General features: G+C 68.1%; 21 protein-coding genes. 15 read left to right on the plus strand and 6 right to left on the minus strand.

The genetic code is table 11. The annotated features are described in order from the left end of the window. Window positions 1-19 precede the first annotated feature (19 nt). Window positions 20-1,177: a tetratricopeptide repeat protein gene (locus SOM47_RS07170; protein ID WP_320505195.1), complete on the plus strand. Its 1,158-nt coding sequence runs from the start codon at window positions 20-22 to the stop codon at window positions 1,175-1,177. A 4-nt stretch (window positions 1,178-1,181) separates the two neighbouring features. On the opposite strand, the gene SOM47_RS07175 is transcribed toward SOM47_RS07170, so the two are convergent. Continuing rightward, complete coding sequence (locus tag SOM47_RS07175; protein ID WP_042615086.1) at window positions 1,182-1,517, minus strand: zinc ribbon domain-containing protein YjdM; 336 nt, start codon at window positions 1,515-1,517, stop codon at window positions 1,182-1,184. Window positions 1,518-1,640: 123 nt separating this feature from the next. On the opposite strand from SOM47_RS07175, the gene SOM47_RS07180 reads away from it, so the two are divergent. The 3 genes from SOM47_RS07180 (at window position 1,641) to SOM47_RS07190 (ending at window position 3,729) form a co-directional block, all read left to right on the plus strand. Then, a complete protein-coding gene (locus SOM47_RS07180; protein WP_320505196.1) occupies window positions 1,641-3,002 on the plus strand; it encodes an Hsp70 family protein in 1,362 nt (453 codons plus the stop codon). A 242-nt stretch (window positions 3,003-3,244) separates the two neighbouring features. After that, on the plus strand, window positions 3,245-3,538 hold the full coding sequence (locus tag SOM47_RS07185) for a YkgJ family cysteine cluster protein (RefSeq protein WP_080335250.1): 294 nt from the start codon (window positions 3,245-3,247) through the stop codon (window positions 3,536-3,538). An 11-nt stretch (window positions 3,539-3,549) separates the two neighbouring features. Then, window positions 3,550-3,729: a hypothetical protein gene (locus tag SOM47_RS07190; protein WP_042615088.1), complete on the plus strand. Its 180-nt coding sequence runs from the start codon at window positions 3,550-3,552 to the stop codon at window positions 3,727-3,729. Between the two features lie 63 nt (window positions 3,730-3,792). On the opposite strand, the gene SOM47_RS07195 is transcribed toward SOM47_RS07190, so the two are convergent. From SOM47_RS07195 to SOM47_RS07205, 3 genes are read right to left on the minus strand one after another with little or no spacing between them, the layout of a single operon-like run. Beyond that, entirely contained in the window at window positions 3,793-4,683 is an 891-nt protein-coding gene (locus SOM47_RS07195; RefSeq protein WP_320505197.1) for a DUF4097 family beta strand repeat-containing protein, read from the minus strand. 26 nt (window positions 4,684-4,709) lie between these two features. Continuing rightward, window positions 4,710-5,267, minus strand: coding sequence for a hypothetical protein (locus SOM47_RS07200; RefSeq protein ID WP_414715775.1), 558 nt, complete (start codon window positions 5,265-5,267; stop codon window positions 4,710-4,712). Beyond that, window positions 5,264-5,839, minus strand: coding sequence for an RNA polymerase sigma factor (locus SOM47_RS07205; RefSeq protein ID WP_320505198.1), 576 nt, complete (start codon window positions 5,837-5,839; stop codon window positions 5,264-5,266). The genes SOM47_RS07200 and SOM47_RS07205 overlap by 4 nt, the downstream gene beginning before the upstream one ends. Window positions 5,840-5,966: 127 nt before the next feature. On the opposite strand from SOM47_RS07205, the gene SOM47_RS07210 reads away from it, so the two are divergent. Next, window positions 5,967-6,155 (plus strand): hypothetical protein, encoded by a 189-nt coding sequence (locus tag SOM47_RS07210; protein WP_320505199.1) that lies wholly within the window; start codon window positions 5,967-5,969, stop codon window positions 6,153-6,155. 36 nt (window positions 6,156-6,191) lie between these two features. Further along, window positions 6,192-6,773, plus strand: a complete 582-nt coding sequence (locus SOM47_RS07215) for a mechanosensitive ion channel family protein (RefSeq protein WP_042615092.1) — start codon at window positions 6,192-6,194, stop codon at window positions 6,771-6,773. A 343-nt stretch (window positions 6,774-7,116) separates the two neighbouring features. On the opposite strand, the gene SOM47_RS07220 is transcribed toward SOM47_RS07215, so the two are convergent. Then, window positions 7,117-7,383 carry a DksA/TraR family C4-type zinc finger protein gene (locus SOM47_RS07220; protein ID WP_320505200.1) on the minus strand — a complete coding sequence of 89 codons (267 nt, stop codon included), beginning with the start codon at window positions 7,381-7,383 and terminating at the stop codon, window positions 7,117-7,119. 688 nt (window positions 7,384-8,071) lie between these two features. Between SOM47_RS07220 and SOM47_RS07225 the strand changes: the two genes are divergently transcribed. The 7 genes from SOM47_RS07225 (at window position 8,072) to SOM47_RS07255 (ending at window position 16,624) form a co-directional block, all read left to right on the plus strand. After that, window positions 8,072-10,234 carry a S46 family peptidase gene (locus tag SOM47_RS07225; protein WP_320505201.1) on the plus strand — a complete coding sequence of 721 codons (2,163 nt, stop codon included), beginning with the start codon at window positions 8,072-8,074 and terminating at the stop codon, window positions 10,232-10,234. A gap of 146 nt (window positions 10,235-10,380) precedes the next feature. After that, the gene (locus tag SOM47_RS07230) at window positions 10,381-11,022 is read left to right on the plus strand and encodes a histidine phosphatase family protein (RefSeq protein WP_042615493.1); all 642 of its coding nucleotides are present in this window, start codon (window positions 10,381-10,383) and stop codon (window positions 11,020-11,022) included. Between the two features lie 23 nt (window positions 11,023-11,045). Continuing rightward, the gene (folC, locus tag SOM47_RS07235) at window positions 11,046-12,329 is read left to right on the plus strand and encodes a bifunctional tetrahydrofolate synthase/dihydrofolate synthase (RefSeq protein WP_042615492.1); all 1,284 of its coding nucleotides are present in this window, start codon (window positions 11,046-11,048) and stop codon (window positions 12,327-12,329) included. An 80-nt stretch (window positions 12,330-12,409) separates the two neighbouring features. Then, window positions 12,410-13,429: an SPOR domain-containing protein gene (locus SOM47_RS07240; protein ID WP_042615491.1), complete on the plus strand. Its 1,020-nt coding sequence runs from the start codon at window positions 12,410-12,412 to the stop codon at window positions 13,427-13,429. Between the two features lie 40 nt (window positions 13,430-13,469). Next, complete coding sequence (locus SOM47_RS07245) at window positions 13,470-14,231, plus strand: CvpA family protein (protein WP_320505202.1); 762 nt, start codon at window positions 13,470-13,472, stop codon at window positions 14,229-14,231. Between the two features lie 69 nt (window positions 14,232-14,300). Next, window positions 14,301-15,767 (plus strand): amidophosphoribosyltransferase, encoded by a 1,467-nt coding sequence (purF, locus tag SOM47_RS07250; RefSeq protein ID WP_042615489.1) that lies wholly within the window; start codon window positions 14,301-14,303, stop codon window positions 15,765-15,767. A gap of 2 nt (window positions 15,768-15,769) precedes the next feature. Next, window positions 15,770-16,624 (plus strand): ferritin-like domain-containing protein, encoded by an 855-nt coding sequence (locus SOM47_RS07255; RefSeq protein WP_320505203.1) that lies wholly within the window; start codon window positions 15,770-15,772, stop codon window positions 16,622-16,624. A 6-nt stretch (window positions 16,625-16,630) separates the two neighbouring features. Here SOM47_RS07255 and SOM47_RS07260 read toward each other — a convergent pair whose 3' ends face one another. Further along, complete coding sequence (locus tag SOM47_RS07260) at window positions 16,631-18,112, minus strand: T6SS phospholipase effector Tle1-like catalytic domain-containing protein (RefSeq protein WP_320505204.1); 1,482 nt, start codon at window positions 18,110-18,112, stop codon at window positions 16,631-16,633. A 292-nt stretch (window positions 18,113-18,404) separates the two neighbouring features. On the opposite strand from SOM47_RS07260, the gene SOM47_RS07265 reads away from it, so the two are divergent. Continuing rightward, window positions 18,405-19,640: a M12 family metallo-peptidase gene (locus tag SOM47_RS07265; RefSeq protein ID WP_320505205.1), complete on the plus strand. Its 1,236-nt coding sequence runs from the start codon at window positions 18,405-18,407 to the stop codon at window positions 19,638-19,640. 226 nt (window positions 19,641-19,866) lie between these two features. Next, the gene (locus SOM47_RS07270) at window positions 19,867-20,979 is read left to right on the plus strand and encodes a M12 family metallo-peptidase (protein WP_320505206.1); all 1,113 of its coding nucleotides are present in this window, start codon (window positions 19,867-19,869) and stop codon (window positions 20,977-20,979) included. Window positions 20,980-20,983: the final 4 nt, after the last annotated feature.

The following is a 20,983-nucleotide window of genomic DNA, read 5'->3' on the forward strand; positions in this document are numbered from 1 at the left end:
GCGCCTGCGGAGAATGGCGATGAGCCGCCTGTCGTTGCACGCCGTGGTGATGCTTGCCCTGGTCGCGCTGGCCGCCGCTCCGGCGATGGCCCAGCCAAGGGTGGAGATCCCTTCCGCCCAGTTGCAGGCCGTGCCACCGACGGTACCGCCCCCCTCCCCGGCTGAAGTGACGGCCATCCCGCCAGCACTGTCCGCGCTGCTGCAGGCCCGCGTCATCGATCCCGGCGGCGGCCGCGGACCACAGTTGCTTCGACTGGCGGAAATGATCTTCGACCGCGATGGCATGGACCTGCAGTACGACGCCGGGGCGACCTACACCATCGAAGAGACATGGCTGCATCGTCGCGCCAACTGCCTGTCCTTCACCCTGCTGTTCGTCACCCTGGCGCGCCATATCGGCATCCAGGCGCAGGTGCAGGAAGTGGCGCAGGTGGTGTCGTGGTACCAGGATGCCGGCGTGCTCTACAACGTCGGTCACGTCAACGCGGGCATCGAATTCAACGGCCGCCGCGGCACCGTCGACCTGGACCGCAACGTGCTGTACGACCGCGACGGCCCGCGGCCGATCAGTGATGCGCGGGCGCTTGCCCACTTCTACAACAACCGCGGTGCCGAACGGATGGAGGCCGGTGACGTGGCAGGCGCGCGTGCGTGGTACGGCGCCGCGTTGGGCCAGGCAAGCGACTTCCCTTCGGCGCTGAACAACCTTGGCGTCCTGGAAACCCGCCAGGGCAACCTGGCACTTGCGCGGCAGCATTACGCCGATGCGCTGCGCATCGCACCGCGCAACCCCGCCAGCCTGGCCAATGCGAGCAACCTCTTGTTGCGGCTGGGCGAAACCAGCGAAGCGGCACGCCTGCAGGCCCGCCTGCGCAGCGTGCGGCAGAGTGATCCGTTCTTCCAGTATGTGCTCGGCACCCAGGCCGAACGCGCCGGTGATGCCAATGCAGCCATCACCTTTTACCGGCGTGCGCTGCGTCTGTACGACAGCGCACACCAGTTCCACTTCGCGCTCGCCCGTGCCTACCTGATGGCCGGCCAGCTGGAGCGCGCCAATGACGAACTGGCGCGCGCACAGGCGTTGGGCGGTGCAGCCCTGGAGTCACGTTACCAGGACAAGCTGGACAGCCTGCAGCGCTGGCGGCGGCAGCAGGCCAGCGCCCGGCTGGGCCGCTGAGGCATCAGGCCTTCTTGAGGAAGCAGGTCTTCAGCACCAGGCCCTTGATCTTGTCCGAGTTGCCTTCGATATGCTCGGCATCGTCTTCCACCAGGCGGATGTTGCGGATCACCGTGCCCTGCTTGAGCGGGATCGACGAGCCCTTGACCTTCAGGTCCTTGATCACCGTGACCGTGTCACCGGCAGCCAGCACGTTGCCATTGCTGTCCCGTACCACCACGCCGGAACCGACACCTTCCTCGGCGGTCCACTCGAAGCCGCAGTCGGCGCAGATCATCAGGGCGCCGTCGGCATAGGTGTTTTCAAGCGTGCATTGCGGGCAGGCGGGGGTGGCGGACATCGGGCAAAACCTGGCTGTAGTTCGACAGCGGCCATTGTAACCGCCCGCCCTGGCGGACCGGCCCTACCGCTGGGCCGGCCAGCGCGCTACAGTGCGCGGCCCTCGAAACAGCGGAATCCCACCATGCGCCTGGGCATCGACTTCGGCACCAGCAACTCCGCCGCAGCCATCGTCCGCGATGGCCAGGTACAGCCGATCCGTTTCGGCGACGCCGACCAGTTCCGCACCTCGGTGTACTTCCCCGGCATCATGCAGGACCCCGGTGAGTTCAAGCTGGAACCCGGCCAGGAACATGAGCTGCAGGCGCTGATCGAAGCGGCCGCCGCCCAGGCACGTGCCAACGGCCAGGCCCGCCCGCCCGAAGCCCTGCGCCGCGAAGCACTGCTGTCGCTGCGCCGCCAGTGGATGGAAAAGCGCATGGCCGAGCCGCGCAGTTCCAGCCAGCTGCTGCAGAACGCGGTGTATGGCGATGACGCGCTGGAAGCGTACTTCGAGGAGAACGAAGGCAACCTGGTGCAGAGCCCGAAATCGATGCTCGGCTACAACCTGCATCCGCGCGCTCGCCAGACCATCACCGGGATCGCCACCCACATCCTGGAACACATCCGGCTCACCGCCAGCGCGCAGCTGGGCACACCGGTGCGCGAAGCCCTGTTGGGCAGGCCGGTGCAGTTCCGCAGTTCCATCGGCGATGCCGGCAACGACCAGGCGCTGGCGATCCTGCGCGAAGCCGCGCTGGGCGCCGGTTTCGACGAAGTGGCCTTCATGGAAGAGCCCGCCGCTGCCGCCATGCACTACCACGCCACCAGTGGGCAGCCGCACGAGGCGATCATCGTGGACATCGGCGGCGGCACCACCGACATCGCCCATGCCCGCGTGGGCGGGGGCGAGCCGCCGCGCATCCACCGCGCCTGGGGCATCGCCCGCGGCGGTACCGATATCGATCTGGCGCTCAGCCTGGCCGCCTACATGCCGCTGTTCGGCCGTGGCATCACCCGGGTGCCGACCCACCACTACGTGGAAGCGGCGATGGTGCAGGACATGACCCGCCAACGCGACTTCCGCCAGCACAGCTACGACCACGTCGAAGACCCCTATGGCAGCCGGCTGCAGGCGCTGCAGGACACCGGCAACACCGCACGCCTGTACCGTGAGGTGGAACGCGCCAAGATCAGCCTGAGTGGCGCTGCCGCGCATGCCAGTCCGCTGCCGTTCATCGAAAAGGACCTGCAGGCGGAAACCTCCGCCGAGGGCCTGGGGCAGGCCGCGCACGGCTACCTTGGCCAGCTGCGCGAGCTGCTCGACCAGGTCCGCCAGGACATCGACCAGGCACCGGATGCGGTGTTCATGACCGGCGGCATGTCCCGCGCCGGCTACCTGCGGCAGGCCGCCGCAGACGCCTTCCCGGAGGCGCGGCAGGTGCATGGCGACGCCTCCTTCGGCGTCGTGCAGGGCCTCGCGCTGGCCGCAGCGGGTTCGCATTAACATATCTCCGCACGATCCGCGTTAAACTCGACCGGCTTGACATTCACCTGCGCTTACCGCTGACGTGCGCCCTTGTGGCGCACGCCGCGCTCTCCAGTGCGCAGCCGCCCCCTGCGGGCCCTGTGGCCATGCTTTCCTTGGCGCTGCCATGACCACGCACCCGCTCCGAGCCGCGATCGAGACCATCCTTGGGCATTACGAAGGCCCACGAGGCCTTACAACCTGAGCAGACCCCCTCCTCCATCGACTGTCGTCGCTGTGACGCGGTGTGCTGCCGTATGCCGGTGTGGTTGATGCCGGGCGATGACGTCCCCATCTGGTTCGTTGAAAGCGACGGCCACGGCGGTCGCCGCATGGCGCAGAACGAAGAAGGCTGGTGCGCAGCCATCGACCCGTATCACCTGCGTTGTTCCATCTATACGCAGCGCCCCGCCATCTGTCGCCAGTTCGAGATGGGCGGCGATGACTGCCAGCGTGAACGGCAGGATTACCAGCACCAGGCACTTGCCTGGACCCCTCCCCACCCTTCCACCTGACAGGAGCACCCATGCCCCGCAAGGCAAAGACCCCCGCGAAGGCCAGCAACACCATCCGCAACGAGCGCAAGGGCGGTTCATCCTCCACGCCCAGCAGCAACAGCATCGCCGCCGACCTGGCCGCGTTCCGCAAGGCTGGCGGCAAGATCGAAGTCCTCGGCAACACCTGGTCGCTGAAGAAAGCCAGCTGACCGCGTCGGCGACCGCGGCGGCATCACCGCCGCGGCCGGCCAAGGCTGGCCCCTGCCAACGGGTCAGCGATCCAGCCGCACCCGCACGCCACCGGAATGCGATTCCAGGCTGATGTCCCCATCGCCATTGCCCAACCGGGTATCCAGCGAGCTGCCAGGCCCGTAACGCGGCCGTTCCACCTTGCCGGCGTCGCTCTGGATGGAGCCACTGAAACTGTTGACCGACAGCTGCGCGGACACGTTGCGCGGCAGGTGCAGGGAGATCGGCGCACTGACCGATTCCACACTGATCCGCCCGCCCGGTGCCAAGGCCGCCGCGGAAAGCTCGACCGTGCCCGATACGGTTTCCACCACCATGCGCTGGGTGCGCCCGGCCTCCACGCCAACCCGGCCCGACACCGAGGTGGCGCCGATTTCGCCGGACAACCCACCAGCGGCCCGGATGCTGCCACTCACCGTCCGCGCGTCCATGCGGGGGGTCTGCACCTGCGCGTCAATATCACCGCTGACGGTGTTGAGTGTGCTCTCGCCGCTGCGACCGGCAGCGCGCAGGTCACCGCTGACCGTGTTTGCCTGCAGGCGCTTGACGTCGATCGCACTGATGTCCAGGCCGGCGCTCACCGTACCCAGCTGCAGCTCCACCGCACGCGGCACGCGCAGTTCCAGCGTGGCGCCGCCACTGTTGCTGCGCCGCGGGTACTGCACTTCCCAACGCACCCGGTTGGCGCTTTTTTCCTGCTTCAGGGTCAATCCCTCGGCCAGCGTGCCGGTGAGCTGCACATCACTGCGGTCCCAGCCGCGTACGACCACCTTGCCGGCGATGTTGCTCAATTCGACCCGCCCGCCACTGGCGATGGCATGGCGCTCATCGACGCGGGTGTCCGCCCACGCCGGCAGGGACAGCAGCGCCAACGCGGCGAAAAGCAGCGGGCGGCGTAGGAAACAAGCGTTCATGGTCATGATTCTCCTGTTGGATCGGATCAGCTGGGCAGGCCGGTAGCGGACGTTGCCGCCTGCCGGGTCAGTTCAAGCCGCAGCGCATAGGTGCGCTGAAGCTGTTCAAGCAGGTGGCGCGAACGCGGGCTCTGCGCCAGCGCGGCATGGATCTGGTGGGCACTGTCGTCCAGCTCGCGCAGCGCCGGGCGCCACTCAGGCGCATCGACCCGTGGCAGCGCTGCGATGGCCTGCTGGTAATCGGCGCTCATCGCGCTGGCCTGCTGCTGCAGCACGCTGGGCGCAGCCGGCGTCTGCGATGGCAGCTGCCTCGTCATCGGCGCCACCCAGTACAAGGCAACGCTGGCGGCCAATGCCGCGCCGGCTGGCACTGCCCAGCGCAGGCGGCGCCGTGCGGAGCGGCCGTGGCCCAGCGTGCGCAGCGGGGCGGCGACGATCGCCGGCCGCGGCGGCAGCGCAGCCTGCAACCGTGCCCAACCGTCACCTGGCGGCGCCAGCTCCCTTGGCAGCGCGCGCAGGCGCTGCTGCAGCGCATCGTCGGTGTGGTCGGTGTCGTCGGTCATACGGGGGTCTTCGTGGGTCATGTCATGTCTCCCAGGCGCGCGCGCAGCAGGCCGCATGCTCGATGCAACTGTGCCTTCGAACTGCCGACCGCCATCTGCAGCTGTTCGGCGATCTCACTGTGTTTCCAGCCTTCGATGTCATGCAGTACCAGCACGGCGCGCGCGCGCGGCGGCAAGGTGGCCAGCCCCCTTTCCAGGTCGCGCTCGGTCCCGGCGCAACGGTCATGCACGTGCATTTCCGGCAGGTCCAGGTCCGCATCGTCCAGGCTGTCGTGGGCCTGGTTGCTGCGTGCGCGCAGCTCCATCAACGCGGCGTTGACCGCCAGCCGATGCAGCCAGGTGGCGATGCTGCTGTCCATCCGGAAGGCCGGCAGCGCTTTCCAAGCCTGCAGGAACGCTTCCTGCAGCGCGTCTTCGGCACGTGCCTGCTGGCCGCCGCACAACCGCCACACCACCGCGAACAGGCGCGGCGCATACCGCCGGTACAGCTGCTCGTAGGCGGCCACATCGCCCGCGGCGGCAGCCCGCACCACCGCCGGTTCGTCGTAGCCAGGCCGGTCTGTATCAAGTGCGGGCGTGAGCGTGTCGAGCATGACCCTTGGATGCGGCGCCCGCGGAAAAGGTTTAAAGCGGCTGAGCGGGAGGTGGCGTTAAACCTTTCGGTCCCCGCCTGCATCCAAGCCAGGTACCCAGCGGCCACCCCGGCCACGGAGAAGGCCCATGTCCACCCCCGCCGCCAGCGGCCTGCTTGCCATCCTCGTCTGCGGCCTGCTGCAGGGCAATCCCCTGCAACTGCAGGTGCGCCTGCAGGGCAACCGCGCCTGCCTGCTGCAGCACGGCGTAGTGGCGGCCTGTGCCGACCTGCCCGGCGCCATGGCGATGGTCGATCCCCGGGCCGGGCGCAGGTAACATCGACCTCCCCCTGCGTTACCGGATGTCTGTTCGATGGAAAAGTACCTGCCGCCGTGGGCCCATGCCTGGCTGGAACAAGCAGAGATGGTCCTGCTGGTACTGGCCACGCTGCTGGCCGCGTGGCTGCTGAAGCTGGTGCTGCGACGGTTGATCCGCCGCTTCGCTGCGCATTACACCCTTCCGCCGGAAATGGTGATGGGCGCGCGCCGGATCACGACCTTCGTCATCTACTTCGGTGCGCTGCTGGTGATCCTGCGCATCCTGGGCACGTCCGGAACGGTGCTGTGGACAGCCTTCACCGGCTTTGCGGCGGTGGGCGCGGTGGCGTTCTTCGCGGCCTGGAGCGTGCTGTCGAACATCTTCTGCACGCTGCTGATCTTCACCACGCGGCCGTTCCGCCTGCACGATTACATCGAGGTGCTGGAGAACGGCGAGAAGCCGGGGCTGAAGGGCCGGGTGATCGACGTGAACCTGATCTACACCACGCTGCAGGAAACCGGCGAGGGACACGAAGGCACGGTGTTGCAGCTGCCGAACAACCTGTTCTTCCAGCGCACCGTGCGGCGGTGGCGGGATCCTTCCACGGCGCCGGGTGGGATCCAGGGCGACGGTTGAGGGGTTGTCGAACGGGTGGGACCCCCTCGCGGGTGGCTTCTATTGCTGCAACTGGCGTGGGCCGGGCGGTGGGGCTGGTCGGGGGACGGCAAAAGCTGCGTCCATGCGGGCCTCGTTTCGCGCCATCCATGGCGCTCAACGCCCCCGCCCAGCCCCACCGCCCGACCCTCTGACAGGTTCCTGGGGCCGCCGCCCGCGTAATAAAAATACAAAGGCAGGGGTCAGAGTCCTTTCGCGTAGCGAAAGGACTCTGACCCCATCTGTCTCCCACTCTTTCCGCCTCGAATCGGCTCACCATGTGTCGGCGGGGTGCGTCCGCGAGCTTTGGGAGGACGCTGCTGGTTCAGCGTAGCTGGCTGTCCTTGCTGCCGCGGCGGTTGTAGCCGGACTGGGCGTTTTCGTCTTCGTCGTGGGCCTGCTGGCAGGACACGCACAGGCGGACGCCGGGCACGGCCTGGCGGCGTGCCAGAGGGATCGGGGCGCCACATTCTTCGCAGTGTTCCAGGCCGGGGCCCTGCTTGAGCTGGCTGCGGGCGCGGGCGATGGCATCGTCGACGGTGGCGTCGATCTGGTCCTGCACGGCGCCGTCCTGTGCCCATCCGGTGGCCATGGGGCTTCCTCCACGGGGGATATGGGTATCCAGCCTAATCCCGCACGGGTGAAGCACCCGTTGGGTGTGGCGAACGGGTGAGACCCCCTCGCGGGTGCTTTGAAGCTGGAGCTGGGTTGGGTCGGGCGGGGAGGCTATGCGGGGCACGCGCAAGTACGTCCATGTAGCTCTTCGCGGCTCCTGCCGCTCAAGGCCCCGCACAGCCTCCCCGCCCGACCCCCGACAGGTTCCGGTGGCTCCCACCCGCGTAAAAAAAAGCAAAAAAAACGGTAGCGCCGAAGGCAGCGGCAGGAGCCGCTGCCAACGTCGCTTGCGACGGCCCCTAGGGTGGCGGTCTGGTAGCGCCGACCATGGGTCGGCGGAATCCATCAGACCCCATTCCTCCAGAATCCGCCGACCATGGGTCGGCGCTACCGCAGGTCCCATGGCCACCATGGACCTGTCGAAGGCGGGGCGGGGTGGCTGTGCAGGACCGTCTTTTCGCATGGATGCGAAAAGCGAGCCTACAGGGACGTACTTGCGGCGTGTCCTGCACAGCCACCCCGTCCCGCCAGCACGCAGCCCGCTTTTGACTCTGAGGCCCGCCCGGCACGCAGGCCTCCGACCATGGGGCGGCGCTACCGGAGGCCGCCATGGACCAGTCGAAGGCGGGCTAGAATCGACGGTTCCATTACCCAAGGGCCGCTTCATGCGCTCGAACCTGCTTGCTTTCTCCATCGTCGCCAGCCTTGGCCTGGCCCAGGTCGCCCATGCCGCAGAAGGCATGTGGGTGCCCCAGCAGTTGCCGGAAATCGCCGGCCCTTTGCAGAAGGCCGGCCTGAAGCTGTCCGCCGAACAGCTGGCCGACCTGACCGGTGACCCGATGGGCGCGGTGGTCGCCCTCGGCGGCTGCACCGCCAGCTTCGTCTCCCCGCAGGGCCTGGTGGTCACCAACCACCACTGCGCCTACGGCGCCATCCAGCTGAATTCGACCGCCGAAAAGAACCTGATCAAGGACGGCTTCAACGCCCCGAAGACCGGCGACGAACTCAGCGCCGGCCCGAACGCCCGCGTGTACGTGCTCGACCAGATCACCGATGTGACCGCCCAGGCCAAGGCTGCCATCGCCGCGGCCGGCAAGGATCCGCTGGCCCGCACCCGCGCACTGGATGCGTTCGACAAGTCGCAGGTGGCCGCCTGCGAGGCCGACGCCGGCTTCCGCTGCCGCCTGTACAGCTTCTCCGGTGGCAACACCTACCGGCTGTTCCGCAACCTGGAAATCAAGGACGTGCGGCTGGTCTACGCCCCCCCGGGCAGCGTCGGCAAGTTCGGCGGCGACATCGACAACTGGATGTGGCCGCGCCATACCGGTGACTTCTCCTTCTACCGCGCCTACGTGGGCAAGGACGGCAAGCCAGCGGCGTTCTCGGCCGACAACGTGCCGTACCAGCCCAAGCACTTCCTGAAGTTCGCCGACCAGCCGCTGGGTGCCGATGACTTCGTGATGGTGGCCGGCTACCCGGGCCGCACCAACCGCTACGCACTGGCTGGCGAATTCAACGAAACCGCCGACTGGACCTATCCGACCATCGCCCGTCACTACAACGCCGTGCTGAAGCTGATCGAAGATGCCGGCAAGGCCGACGCCGACGTCAAGGTGAAGTACGCCGCCACCGCGGCCAGCATGAACAACGTCGCCAAGAACTACGCCGGCCAGCTGGAAGGCTTCAAGCGTATCGACGCGGCCGGCCAGAAGCAGGCCGAAGAGGCGCAGGTGCTGGCCTGGTTGAAGCAGCAGGGCACCGCTGGCAAGCCAGCGCTGGCCGCGCATGCGCAGTTGCTCAAGCACCTGGAAACCGGCCGCAGCACGCGCGAGCGTGACCTGTTCGTCAACCAGTTCAACAACACCTCTGCCGTCGGTTCGGCGATCACCCTGTACCGCACCGCGATTGAGCGCAGCAAGCCAGACGCCGAGCGCGAGGTCGGTTACCAGCAGCGTGACCTGCCGACCATCGAAGGCGGCGTGCGCCAGATGGACCGCCGCTACGTGGCGAAGATGGACCAGCAGCTGCAGCAGTACTGGCTGGACCAGTACGTGGCCCTGCCGGCCGCGCAGCGCGACAATGCGGTGCTGAACCAGTGGCTGGGCGGCAGCGATGCCAACGCGGTCAAGGCACTGGTCAACAAGCTGGGTGCCACCCGGCTGGGCAGCCTGGATGAGCGCCTGAAGTGGCTCACCGCCGACCGCGCCGCATTCGAAGCGAGCACCGATCCGGCCATCCAGTACGCGGTGGCGATGATGCCGGCGCTGCTGAAGCAGGAAGAGCAGAAGAAGATCCGCGAAGGTGAGTCGCTCAGCGCGCGCCCGCTCTACCTGCAGGCCGTGGCGGACTACAAGAAGAGCCAGGGCGGATTCGTCTATCCCGACGCCAACCTGTCGCTGCGCATCACCTTCGGCAACGTCATGGGCTACGGCAAGGACGGGGTGAACTACACCCCGTTCACCACGCTGGAAGGCATCGTGGCGAAGGAAACCGGCGAAGACCCGTTCGATTCGCCGAAGGCGCTGCTCGATGCGGTCAAGGCAAAGCGGTATGGCGGCCTGGAAGACAAGCGCGTCGGTTCGGTGCCGGTCAATTTCCTGTCCAACCTGGACATCACCGGCGGCAACTCCGGCTCGCCGGTGCTGGACGCGCACGGCAAGCTGGTCGGCCTGGCCTTCGATGGCAACTGGGAATCGGTCAGTTCCAACTGGGTGTTTGATCCGGTCATGACCCGCATGATCGCCGTGGACAGCCGCTACATGCAGTGGATCATGCAGGAGGTGGCGCCGGCGCCGCAGCTGCTGAAAGAACTGAACCTGGCGAAGTAAGCGGTCACGGGGCGGATTCCCACGGGATCCGCCCTGTTTTCCCACGGCGGGGCTTCAGGCGGAGCAGGTATGATGGCGCTCCGGCGTGGTTTCACAGGACGTGAACGAAACGCCGGATCTCCTCCCCCCAAGGACCCGTACCCCGCATGCGCATCCTGCTTGCCCGTCACGGCGAAACGCCGTGGAACGCCGAAGGCCGTTACCAGGGCCAGATCGATATCCCGTTGTCGCCGATCGGCGAATCCCAGGCGCAGGCGCTTGGCGAACGATTGAAGTCCGTGGACATCACCCGTGCGGTGGCCTCGCCGCTGTCACGCGCGCAGCGCACCGCGCAGCTGGCACTCGGCGCCCGCGCCGACATGCTGCTGACCGAACCGGAGCTGCAGGAAATCGCCCACGGTGAGTGGGAGGGCCTGTTGGCCAGCGAGATCCATGAAAAAGACCCGTCACGGCTGCGCGCCTGGCGCGAAGAACCGGACACCGTGCTGATGCCGGGCGGCGAATCGCTGCGCCTGGTGCTGGACCGCAGCTGGCGTGGCCTGACGCGTGCCGCCGAAGGCCTCGGCGAGGACGACACCCTGCTGGTCGTGGCCCACGATGCGGTGAACCGGGTCATCCTGTGCCGGATCCTCGGCCTGCCGATCAGCCGCCTGTGGAGCTTCCGCCAGGCGCCGACCACGCTGAACCTGCTGGAAGGTCCAGACATCGAACAACTCGAAGTGGTGCGCATGAACGACTGCGCCCACCACACGCCGTTCTTCGGCGAAGCCAAGCACCGCGCCCTGTAACCTAATCGATTGGACGTCCCACCGTGACTGCACTGCCCACTACGCTCAGCGACTGGCTCGTTTTCATCGAGCGCCAGCACCCGGCCACCATCGACATGGGACTGGAGCGCGTGCGCACCGTTGCCACCGCCCTGCAGCTGGGTGCCCCTGCGCAGCGCACCATCACGGTGGGCGGTACCAACGGCAAGGGCTCCACGGTGGCCTTCGTCGAAGCGATCGCGCGTGCCGCCGGCTGGAAGGTCGGCGCCTATACCTCGCCGCACCTGCTGCGCTACAACGAACGCGTGCGCATCAATGGCGAAGAAGCCAGCGACGAGGCACTGGTGGCGGCCTTCAGCGCGGTCGAAGCCGCGCGTGGCGATACCACGCTGACCTACTTTGAATACGGCACGCTGGCGGCCTTCTACCTGTTCGCGCAGGCCGGACTGGACCTGGCGGTGCTGGAAGTCGGGCTGGGGGGGCGCCTGGATGCGGTGAACCTCATCGACGCCGACGTGGCCGTCATCACCACCGTGGACATCGACCACGCCGACTGGCTGGGCGCTGACCGCGAAAGCATCGGCACCGAAAAGGCCGGCATCCTGCGTGGCTGGAAGCCGGCCGTGCTGGGCGAGATCGATCCGCCGTCCAGCGTGCTGCGGCGGGCCTATCTGATCGGTGCCAATGCGATCCGCGCCGGCAGCGATTATTTCAACGAAGCACTGGACGCGCAGACCTGGGCCTGGCGCGATGTCGCCGTGCGGCTTGAGTTGCCGATGCCTTCGCTGGCCGGCCCGGTGCAGCTGGCCAATGCCGGTGCGGCCATTGCCGCGCTGCGTTCGCTGGAGCTGCCGCCCGGCTGTTCGCTGCCACGCGCCGCCTACGCCGAAGGCATCGCCGCCGCGCGCATCGACGGCCGGCTGCAGCGCGTCGAGCGTGATGGGATCAAGGTGCTGGTCGACGTGGGCCACAACCCACAGGCGGCCGCCGCGCTGGCCCGCGCGCTGCAGGCCGAACCTGTCAGCGGGCGCACCCTGGCGGTGTATGCCGGCCTGCAGGACAAGGATGCGGCCGGCGTGGTGCAGGCGCTGGGCGAGGCCGTGAGCGAATGGACGCTGGCCGGGCTGGAAGGCCCGCGCGGCCAGGACGCCGCCGCGCTGGCGGCCCGACTCGCCGGAACCGTTGCCGCGGATGCTTCACAGGCCGATACGGTGGCCCACGCGCTGGCCCAGGTGCTGGCGCAGGCAGTGCAGGGAGACCGCGTACTGGTGTTCGGTTCCTTCCATACCGCCGCCCAAGCGCTGGCTTGGCTGCAGACCGCCACCTGAGCCGCGTTCAGCCGTTGCCGACGCTGCATCACGGCAGGACCGTATAATCATCGGCAGTTCCCACCTGTTGCCTGCCATCCGTGGATACGTCCCTGAAACAGCGTCTGATCGGTGCCATCGTCCTGGTGGCCCTTGCCGTGATCTTCCTGCCGATGCTGGTGACCGGCCCTGCCCGCAACAGCACCGCCGACAGCGTGCCGCTGGAAGTGCCCGGTGCGCCGGCCAATGCCCAGTTCGAAACACGCGAGTTGCCATTGGCCGCTCCCGCGGGAGGTGACAGTGGCCTGCGCGGCGCCGCGCCGCTGCAGGAAGCTGCCGCCACTGCCGCCGCCACGGTGGATACCGGTCCGGCCGTGGCCGCCGGCAATTTCGCGGTCAGCTTCGGTGCCTATGCGAGCAAGGCCGATGCCGATGCGGTGATCGCCCACCTGAAGGGCGCGCAGCTGCCCGGTTTCAGCGAGACCGCCACGATCAACGGCAAGCAAGCGTGGCGTGTCCGCGTCGGCCCCTTCGTTGACCGCGCACAGGCCGAATCGGCCCGGCTGCAGGCCGTGAAGATCCGCAGCGACGTGCGTGCCGAAGTAGTCACCCTGGATGCCAACGGTGACGGCGCCGCCGCGACCGCGCAGGCGCCGGCCGCCACCACCACGCCGCTGGGCGGCAACCCGGTGCAGACCCAGGCGCTACCGGAAACCACGCCCTCCGCAGCGGCTGCCGCGCCGGCACCCAAGCCCGAACCGAAGCCGACCCCGACCCCTGCGCCGGACACCAAGGCGGTCGCCGCAAAGCCGGCAACGCCTGCGCCGGTGGCCAAGCCGGAAGTGAAGCCTGAGGTGAAGGCGCCAGCGGCCCCGGCCGCCAGCGGCGTGGGGTTCGCCGTGCAGCTGGGCGCGTTCGGCCAGGCCGCCGATGCCAACGCCCTGCGCGATAAAGCGCGCGCGGCCGGCTTCAGCGCCTTCGTCGATCAGGTCCGCACTGACAAAGGCGTGCTCAGCCGGGTCCGTGTCGGGCCGGTCGCCAACCGTGCCGAGGCCGACCAGCTGAAGGCGCAGGTCGCCGCCCGGGTCGGCGTGGCCGGCATGGTCAGACCGCACCCCTGATGCCCATTCCCGGCCAGGACGCCCAAGGAAACCCGCCCGCATGATCGACATCGTGCTGGCCTGCGTGATCGCCATCTCGACCCTGCTGGGGTTCGTGCGGGGCTTCGTTGGCATCGTGGTCGGCACGCTGTCCTGGCTGCTGGCCGGCTGGGCGGCCTTCCTGTTCGGCAATGACGTCGCACACCTGTGGTCAGCGCCGGCACAGCCGGGCAACGGCCATCTGGTGGGCGGCTATGTGACGGTGTTCCTCGCCGTGCTGATCGCGGTCACCGTGCTGGGCATGCTGGTCCGCGCCGGGCTGCGCATGGCGCTGCTGGGCGGCGCCGACCGCATGCTGGGCGGCGCATTGGGCCTGGTGCGTGGCGGCTTCATCAGCGCGGTGCTGCTGCTGATGGCCACCTTCACCCCGCTCACCGCCGAACCGGCCTGGCAGCAGTCCTACCTGCGTGCGGCGCTGCAGCCGGTGGTGGGGTGGATGGATGCCCAGCTGCCGGATGTTTCATGGCCGATGCAGAACCTCGAGCGGATGGTGCCCAAGGGCCTGCCATCGTCGCTGGATGGGCTGGTACCGGCTGGCTTGCCCTTGCCGTCCAGCGGTTCGTCCCCATTTGCTGAAAGCCTGTTGGGAAAGCCGACCGCGACAGGCGATAATGGTGTCCTCGGCGAGGTGGTGGCGGGACGCGGATGGCCGCGTAACGTGGACCCGGCCAGGGGCGCGGCGAGCGAGTCCGCGAACGCCCCGGCACTGCCCGCGAACATCGAGTCGGCGCCCGAGCGTCCAGATCCTGCCGCTGTCCCGTAAGGCGGCTCCCCCGGCCAGGCACGGCCAACATCCCTGTAGATGGGCGCAGCCCAGCGGAGATTACGCAACATGTGTGGCATCGTCGGAATCGTCGGCAACCAGAACGTGGCCGGGCAGCTCTATGACGGCCTGACCGTCCTCCAGCATCGTGGCCAGGACGCGGCGGGCATCGCCACCGTCGACGGCACCCGCCTGCGCGTGCAGAAGGCCAACGGCCTGGTCCGCGACGTGTTCGATGCGCGCACCATGTCCACCCTGGAAGGGCGCGTCGGCATTGCCCACGTGCGCTATCCCACCGCCGGTTCCGAAGGCATGGACGAGGCGCAGCCGTTCTACGTCAACTCGCCCTATGGCATCGCGCTGGCGCACAACGGCAACCTGATCAACACCGAAGACCTGCGTCGCCAGGTGTTCGAACAGGACCGCCGCAACGTCAACACCGATTCGGACAGCGAAGTGCTGCTGAACATCTTCGCCTACGAACTGGATGCACAGAAGCAGCTCAGCCCGGAAGCGGCGATCCGTGCGGTTTCGCACGTGCACCGCCGTTGCAAGGGGGGCTATGCGGTGGTCAGCGTGGTGCTGGGCCTGGGCCTGGTCGCCTTCCGCGATCCGCATGGCATCCGCCCGCTGGTGCTGGGCAAGCGCAGCCACGCCGAAGGCGATGAATACATCGTGGCCTCCGAATCGGCCGCGCTGGACGTGCTGGGCTTCCAGCGCATCCGCGACGTGCAGCCGGGCGAAGCGCTGGTGATCACCGCGCGCGGCGAACTGTTCTCGGAAATCTGCTCCGAGCCGGCCGAACACACCCCGTGCATCTTCGAGTACGTGTATTTCGCGCGCCCCGATTCGATGATCGACAACGTGTCGGTGCACAAGGCGCGCATGCGCATGGGCATCAAGCTGGGCGAGAAGATCCTGCGGCTGCGCCCGGACCACGACATCGACACCATCATCCCGATCCCGGACACCTCGCGCGATGCCGCGCTGGAGATCTCCAACACGCTCGGGGTGAAGTACCGCGAAGGCTTCATCAAGAACCGTTACATCGGCCGTACCTTCATCATGCCGGGGCAGGGCGAGCGGGTGAAATCCGTGCGCCGCAAGCTCAACCCGATCCACCTGGAGTTCCGCAACCGGGTGGTGCTGCTGGTGGATGACTCGATCGTGCGCGGCACCACCAGCCAGCAGATCGTGCAGATGGCGCGCGACGCCGGCGCCCGCAAGGTCTACCTGGCCAGCGCCGCCCCGCCGGTGCGTTACCCGAACATCTACGGCATCGACATGCCGGCCGCCGAAGAGCTGGTCGCGCACAACCGCAGCGTGGAAGAAATCGAAGCGCACCTGGGTTGCGACTGGCTGATCTACCAGGACATCGAAGACATGGAAGCGGCGGTGCGCGAAGGCAACCCGGCACTGCAGAACTTCGATTCCTCGTGCTTCAACGGGCATTACCCGACCGGCATCGAGCCGGGCTACTTCGAGCGCATCCAGCAACTGCGTTCGGACGACGCCAAGCACAAGCGCCGCGCCTGATCGTGAGCGCCACGGCCCCATGCGACGTCGATGCTTCCGACGTCGCCGGTGACCTGCTGCGCGCCGCGCAGCAGTGCCTGGCCGAGGCCGACCCGCTGCGCAAGGTCGCGCTGACCCAGGCCCATGCTGCGGCCTTCCGTGCCGGTCGGCTGAAGCTGCCGGCCGATCCGCCGGCGCCGGCGCCGATCCGCATGCCCGGGCGTCCGGCCACCCTGCAGCAGGTGCACCCGCGCGATGTGCCACGGCGAAAGCTGGGCGGCGCGGAAGGGCGCGCACGTTTCATCCATGCCATCGCGCATATCGAACTCAACGCGATCGACCTGGCGTGGGATGCGGTCTACCGCTTCCGGGGTCTGCCGTCGGCCTTCTACGCTGACTGGGTCAGTTGCGCTGACGACGAATCGCGGCATTTCCTGATGTTGCGCGAACGGCTGCAGGCGCACGGCCATGACTATGCCGATTTCCCCGCCCACAACGGGCTGTGGGAGATGTGCGAGAAGACCGCCCACGACGGATTGGCGCGCATGGCCCTGGTGCCGCGCGTGCTTGAAGCGCGTGGCCTGGATGTCACTCCGGGGCTGATCGCCAAACTGCGTGGCTGCGGCGACGAGCAGACCGCCGACGTGCTTGAGATCATCCTGCGCGAAGAAGTCGCCCACGTGGCAGCCGGTACCCGCTGGTACCGCTGGTACTGCGACCGGGCCGGCGTGGAACCGCGTGCCCGCTTCAAGGAACTGCTGGCCGACTACGCCGGCGGTTACCTGCACGGTCCGTTCAACATCGAAGCGCGCCTGCTGGCCGGTTTCGATGCCGACGAACTGGCCGAACTGATGGAACAGGCCGAGCGCGCCGGATAGCGGGCCTCAGGCGTTGCGCAGTACGACGCGCTGGCCATCGGCGGTGGGGCGGTTGATGTAGAACAGTCCGGGGCCGGGTCGATACGGCAGCTCGCTGACCCCGGCATCGGCGGCGTAGGTGAGTGCGGTGTCACCCAGCGCGTCGAAATTCCAGTGTGCCGACTGCATCAGGTAACGCTGTTTCAACAGTCGTTCCTGCGCCGGCTCCAGCGCCGTGCCGGCCATCAATGCCGTAGCGATGTCGCGCAGGTCTGTCGGCAATGCGCTGTCGATGGAGGCATCGGGTGCGTCCGTCCAGCGCACGCCCGCCGCCGCGGCACGCGCATGCATCAGGCGCAGCGCGATCAGCTGGTAACGCCAGTCGATCGGGCGCTTCAGTACCACCGCCGAATACACGAACAAGGTCGGCGCGGGCAGCGCGCTGCGGCTGCCTGCCTGGCGTTGACGTACCCACTGATGCCACGTGTCCACCCATACCGCATCGGCGCCCAGCCCCAGCTGCTGCTGCCAGCGGACGGCTTCGGCCAGCGCGCGCTGGTGGCTTTCGGTGCGATGCAGCCAGTCTGCAGGGGGAAGGGCGAAGTCATCCAGCCCGTGCCGCCGCACCTGCTGGCTGCGTGGGCGGGTGAGCAGCTTGGGCCCTTCTTCCGTCTGGTCGTAGCCGCCACCGATGTTGGCGTGTACGCCGGGCAGCCTGATTTCTTCGTGGTCCGGCGCCACCGTGGTCAGGGCGAAGTGCTCGCGATGTTCGTCGCGCGCGCTCAGCTGCAGCACCTTGCCGGCAATCTCCGCAGGCAGATGCAGGCGTGGCGCTTCATCGGCACGGCCGCCCCTGATCGCCACTACGGTATCGAACAGGCCGATGAAGCCGATCACCGGGCGGGGCAGCGCGAATGCCGGATCCACGCGCAGGCCGGCTTCGCGCAACAGTCCCTGCCAATGCGTTGAATCCCAGGCCGCGATCTGGTTGGCGACATCACGTGCCGCCGCGGCACCGCGCGAGAACCCGAAAAGGTCCACCCGGATGGCCCGCAGCGGCTGCTGCCAGTGCCGTGCCAGCTGTGCCAGCGCAGCGGGAAGCTGGGCCTGCAGGGCGCGGTTGATCTTCGCGCGGACACCGCTGGCGCCCACGCCGAAGGCCAGTCCGATCAGGTCATCAGCCTGGCCTTCGCGGGTGCCGGTGCCTTCGGTATAGATCGCCACCGATGGCGTGGCCGTGCCTGCCACGCGACCGTCGGGGTACAGCGCATGCAGCCGCGCTACGTTGGTCAGCCCATTGTTGAAGCTGCTGGTGATGCGGCTGTGGTAGGGCGAGGCGTCGTCGGCCTGCCATACCGGCGCCAACGCCTGCGGCGTAGCGGGGCGGCCGCCGCCGGGACCGCGCCCGCGCGCCAGGTTCAGTGCGTTGTTGCGCGTGCCGTCGAAGAACAGGCCAACCCGTAGCAGGCCGCTATCGCGTGCGCTGCCGTCCCCTCGCACTGTGCTCATGACCACCCTCCCGTGCACGGACAGTAGCGCGGGGCCGGGTGCAAGGGAACCCGGGCAGGCCGGTGGTGCCGACCACGGGGACACGTCTGTATTGCCACACCGGTCACGTTGCTGGCGGACATCGGTTCGGTTGCCTGCCCACGTGGAATGCCGCCACGGACATCACGGTTCGCCGTTGCCATGGAATCGGTACACCGGCTCGGCCGTGACGGCTACGCATCTGGCGCCATGTCGATCTGCGGCCCATTGATGAGGCGTCGGTTACAGGGGAATCCGCTTTGGAGAACAGACCATGTCCCGTTATTCGAATTACACGCCGCTCGCGACCGCGCTGGCCCTGCTGGTGAGCGGAGGTGCCGCTGCATCGCCCTTGTTCGAACCTGCTGCAGGGCCTGCCCTACATGCCGGCACAGACGCCGAGTGGGCCCGCCTGCAGGCCGATCCCAGCACGGATGTCGTGCAGGCGCTGCGCATGAACGTTGCCGCACTGTCCGGTGATCGGCTGGAGCTGCCGCTGGGCGAGCGGGTGCTGCAGGTTCGCCGCCTCCGCGAAGAAGCGACGGCCGATGGCAGCGTGGTCTGGTATGGCGCCGAGGAGGATGCTGCCGCGCCGCTCGCCGTGTCTGCGCAAGGGGCTGCGGCGCCTGCATCGGTGATCCTGGTGCGCGCGGTCGACGGCAGCGTTACCGGGACCATCCGACACCGCCAGCAGCGCTATGACGTGCGTCCGGTGGGTGACGGGGGACACGCGCTGGTCAAGGTGGACGAGCGCGGGTTGCCGCCGCTGCATCCGCTGGGAATGCCGTCGCTGCCGGCGCCGCCGCCGGACGCGCCGGACGCGCAGGTCCGTGGCGGAGATCCGGGCGGCTGGGCGACGATCCGGGTGCTGGTCATTGCCACCCAGGGGGCCATCAACGCCTACGGCGGCAACATGAGGGCGAAGGCCGAACTGGCCGTGGCCGAATCCAACGAGGGGTTCAGGAATGGCTGGACCAACATCCGCATGGAGCTTGCCGACTACCGCACGACCGGCTTCCCTGATGGGCGCATGGGGGAGGACCTGGGGCGGCTGCAGAACCCGGGCGACGGCCAGCTGGATGAAGTGCACGCCCTGCGCGATGCTGCCCGGGCCGATGTCGTAGTGATGCTGACCGACGGCAAGGATGCATGTGGCGTGGGCTATCTCAACGCGCCGGCCTCGCATGCCTTCGCCGTTGTCGGCTGGCGCTGCGCCACCGGCAATTATTCCTTCGCCCACGAAGTCGGCCACGTGCTGGGCGCCAACCATGACCGTGCCAACGCCTCCGGCTCGCCGTATCCCTACGGACACGGCTACCAGTTCAGCCTGGGCAGCGGCGAGCGTTTCCGCACCATCATGTCCTACGACTGCCCAGGTGGCTGTACGCGCATCAATACCTGGTCCAACCCGAACATCACCTACGGCGGCGCCCGCACCGGTGATGCGGCCACGGCGGACAACCAGCGGGTGCTGGCGCAGCGCAAGTACGTGGTCGCCGGCTTCCGTTGAGCGTGCGTTGACTTCGGTGCAGGGCGGGGTATCCCAGCGTCACGCCTCCGGGCGTGGCGCGCAGCAGCGCCCGGATGACATTCGGTTCGGTTCCACAGAGGGTCCAAGGAAGACGTTTCCTGATGGAAGCGGCGCCTTCATCGACGCGTAATGCTTCCACGCAAGCCGACGTCTGCAGCGCCTGGTGTGGGGCGCTGGATCGTCGGAATGCTTCCTGGAGATCATCATGGTCCACTACCTTCTTTTGTCCGGACTGCTGCTGGCCGGTGGCTCCTCGGCCTCTGCCGCTCCCCCGATGCTGGAACTGCAGGACGTCGAGGCTTCCGCGCTGCATGCCGGGACACCGGCGCTGACGCTCCAGATCGAGGGGCGGCCGGTCGCCGTGCGACGCGAACAGTCCCGCGCGCTGCCTACCGGCGATGTGGCATGGAGCGGCAGCTGGGACGCCACCGGACAGGCTGCCGCGGGCGAGCTCAGCCTGGTGCGATCCCCTGCTGGAATCACCGCGGTCGTGCATTTGGGCGAAGACCTGTGGCGCATCGTTCCGGTCGGCGGTGGCCGGCACCAGACCCTGCCGCTGGCCACCCGCCAACTGCCGATGCATCCTCCGGGTGACATCCCGGTGGGGCCGCAGAAGGCAGCCGCCGCCGCCCCGGCAGGCACTGCGCCGACCAGCAGGATCCGGCTGCTCGTGGTAGCCACGGCCGAGGCGGTGGCCGGCTACCCCGGCGACCTGCGGGCACTGGCCGAACTGTCCATCGCCGAATCCAACCTCACCTACCAGCGCAGCGGCGTGGACATGGACGTGGAGCTGGCGGGGTATGTGGTCACGCCCTATGTGGAGAGCGGCAACATGGAGCAGGACGTGAGGCGCCTGCGCTCGCCTGGCGACGGCTACATGGACGAGGTGCACGCGCTGCGCGACCAGCACGCGGCCGATGTCGTGGTGCTGCTGATGAACCGTGCGTTTGCCTGCGGACTCGCCGATCAGATCGGGGCCGACGCCGACCACGCGTTCATTGCCGTGCTGGAGCAGTGCGCCACGGGAGGCTATGTCCTTGCCCATGAAATCGGCCACCTGGCAGGCGCCCGGCACGACATCAAGCGCGATCCGGCGGGGGTCCCGTTCGCCTTCGGCCATGGGTACTGGTACCAGCCGCCGCGTGCGCTCGGGTGGCGGACGGTGATGTCCTACGACTGCCCGACCGGCTGCCGGCGCATTCCGTACTGGTCCAGCCCGGACCTGTCGTACGAAGGCCAAGCCACCGGTAACCGCCATGAAGCGGATAACCGCCGTGTGCTGGAACTCACCCGCGCGAAGATCGCCGGTTTCCGCTGAGCAG

The organism is Stenotrophomonas sp. CFBP8980, assembly GCF_034046095.1.
Classification (GTDB): Bacteria; Pseudomonadota; Gammaproteobacteria; order Xanthomonadales; family Xanthomonadaceae; genus Stenotrophomonas; species Stenotrophomonas lacuserhaii.

What these genes read in the sequence shown, in the direction of transcription:
- SOM47_RS07170 (WP_320505195.1), top strand. Translation starts at nt 20, where the DNA reads ATGAGCCGCCTGTCGTTGCACGCCGTGGTGATGCTTGCCCTGGTCGCG.
- SOM47_RS07175 (WP_042615086.1), bottom strand. Translation starts at nt 1,517, where the DNA reads ATGTCCGCCACCCCCGCCTGCCCGCAATGCACGCTTGAAAACACCTAT.
- SOM47_RS07180 (WP_320505196.1), top strand. Translation starts at nt 1,641, where the DNA reads ATGCGCCTGGGCATCGACTTCGGCACCAGCAACTCCGCCGCAGCCATC.
- SOM47_RS07190 (WP_042615088.1), top strand. Translation starts at nt 3,550, where the DNA reads ATGCCCCGCAAGGCAAAGACCCCCGCGAAGGCCAGCAACACCATCCGC.
- SOM47_RS07195 (WP_320505197.1), bottom strand. Translation starts at nt 4,683, where the DNA reads ATGAACGCTTGTTTCCTACGCCGCCCGCTGCTTTTCGCCGCGTTGGCG.
- SOM47_RS07200 (WP_414715775.1), bottom strand. Translation starts at nt 5,267, where the DNA reads ATGACCCACGAAGACCCCCGTATGACCGACGACACCGACCACACCGAC.
- SOM47_RS07205 (WP_320505198.1), bottom strand. Translation starts at nt 5,839, where the DNA reads ATGCTCGACACGCTCACGCCCGCACTTGATACAGACCGGCCTGGCTAC.
- SOM47_RS07210 (WP_320505199.1), top strand. Translation starts at nt 5,967, where the DNA reads ATGTCCACCCCCGCCGCCAGCGGCCTGCTTGCCATCCTCGTCTGCGGC.
- SOM47_RS07215 (WP_042615092.1), top strand. Translation starts at nt 6,192, where the DNA reads ATGGAAAAGTACCTGCCGCCGTGGGCCCATGCCTGGCTGGAACAAGCA.
- SOM47_RS07220 (WP_320505200.1), bottom strand. Translation starts at nt 7,383, where the DNA reads ATGGCCACCGGATGGGCACAGGACGGCGCCGTGCAGGACCAGATCGAC.
- SOM47_RS07225 (WP_320505201.1), top strand. Translation starts at nt 8,072, where the DNA reads ATGCGCTCGAACCTGCTTGCTTTCTCCATCGTCGCCAGCCTTGGCCTG.
- SOM47_RS07230 (WP_042615493.1), top strand. Translation starts at nt 10,381, where the DNA reads ATGCGCATCCTGCTTGCCCGTCACGGCGAAACGCCGTGGAACGCCGAA.
- SOM47_RS07245 (WP_320505202.1), top strand. Translation starts at nt 13,470, where the DNA reads ATGATCGACATCGTGCTGGCCTGCGTGATCGCCATCTCGACCCTGCTG.
- purF (WP_042615489.1), top strand. Translation starts at nt 14,301, where the DNA reads ATGTGTGGCATCGTCGGAATCGTCGGCAACCAGAACGTGGCCGGGCAG.
- SOM47_RS07260 (WP_320505204.1), bottom strand. Translation starts at nt 18,112, where the DNA reads ATGAGCACAGTGCGAGGGGACGGCAGCGCACGCGATAGCGGCCTGCTA.
- SOM47_RS07265 (WP_320505205.1), top strand. Translation starts at nt 18,405, where the DNA reads ATGTCCCGTTATTCGAATTACACGCCGCTCGCGACCGCGCTGGCCCTG.
- SOM47_RS07270 (WP_320505206.1), top strand. Translation starts at nt 19,867, where the DNA reads ATGGTCCACTACCTTCTTTTGTCCGGACTGCTGCTGGCCGGTGGCTCC.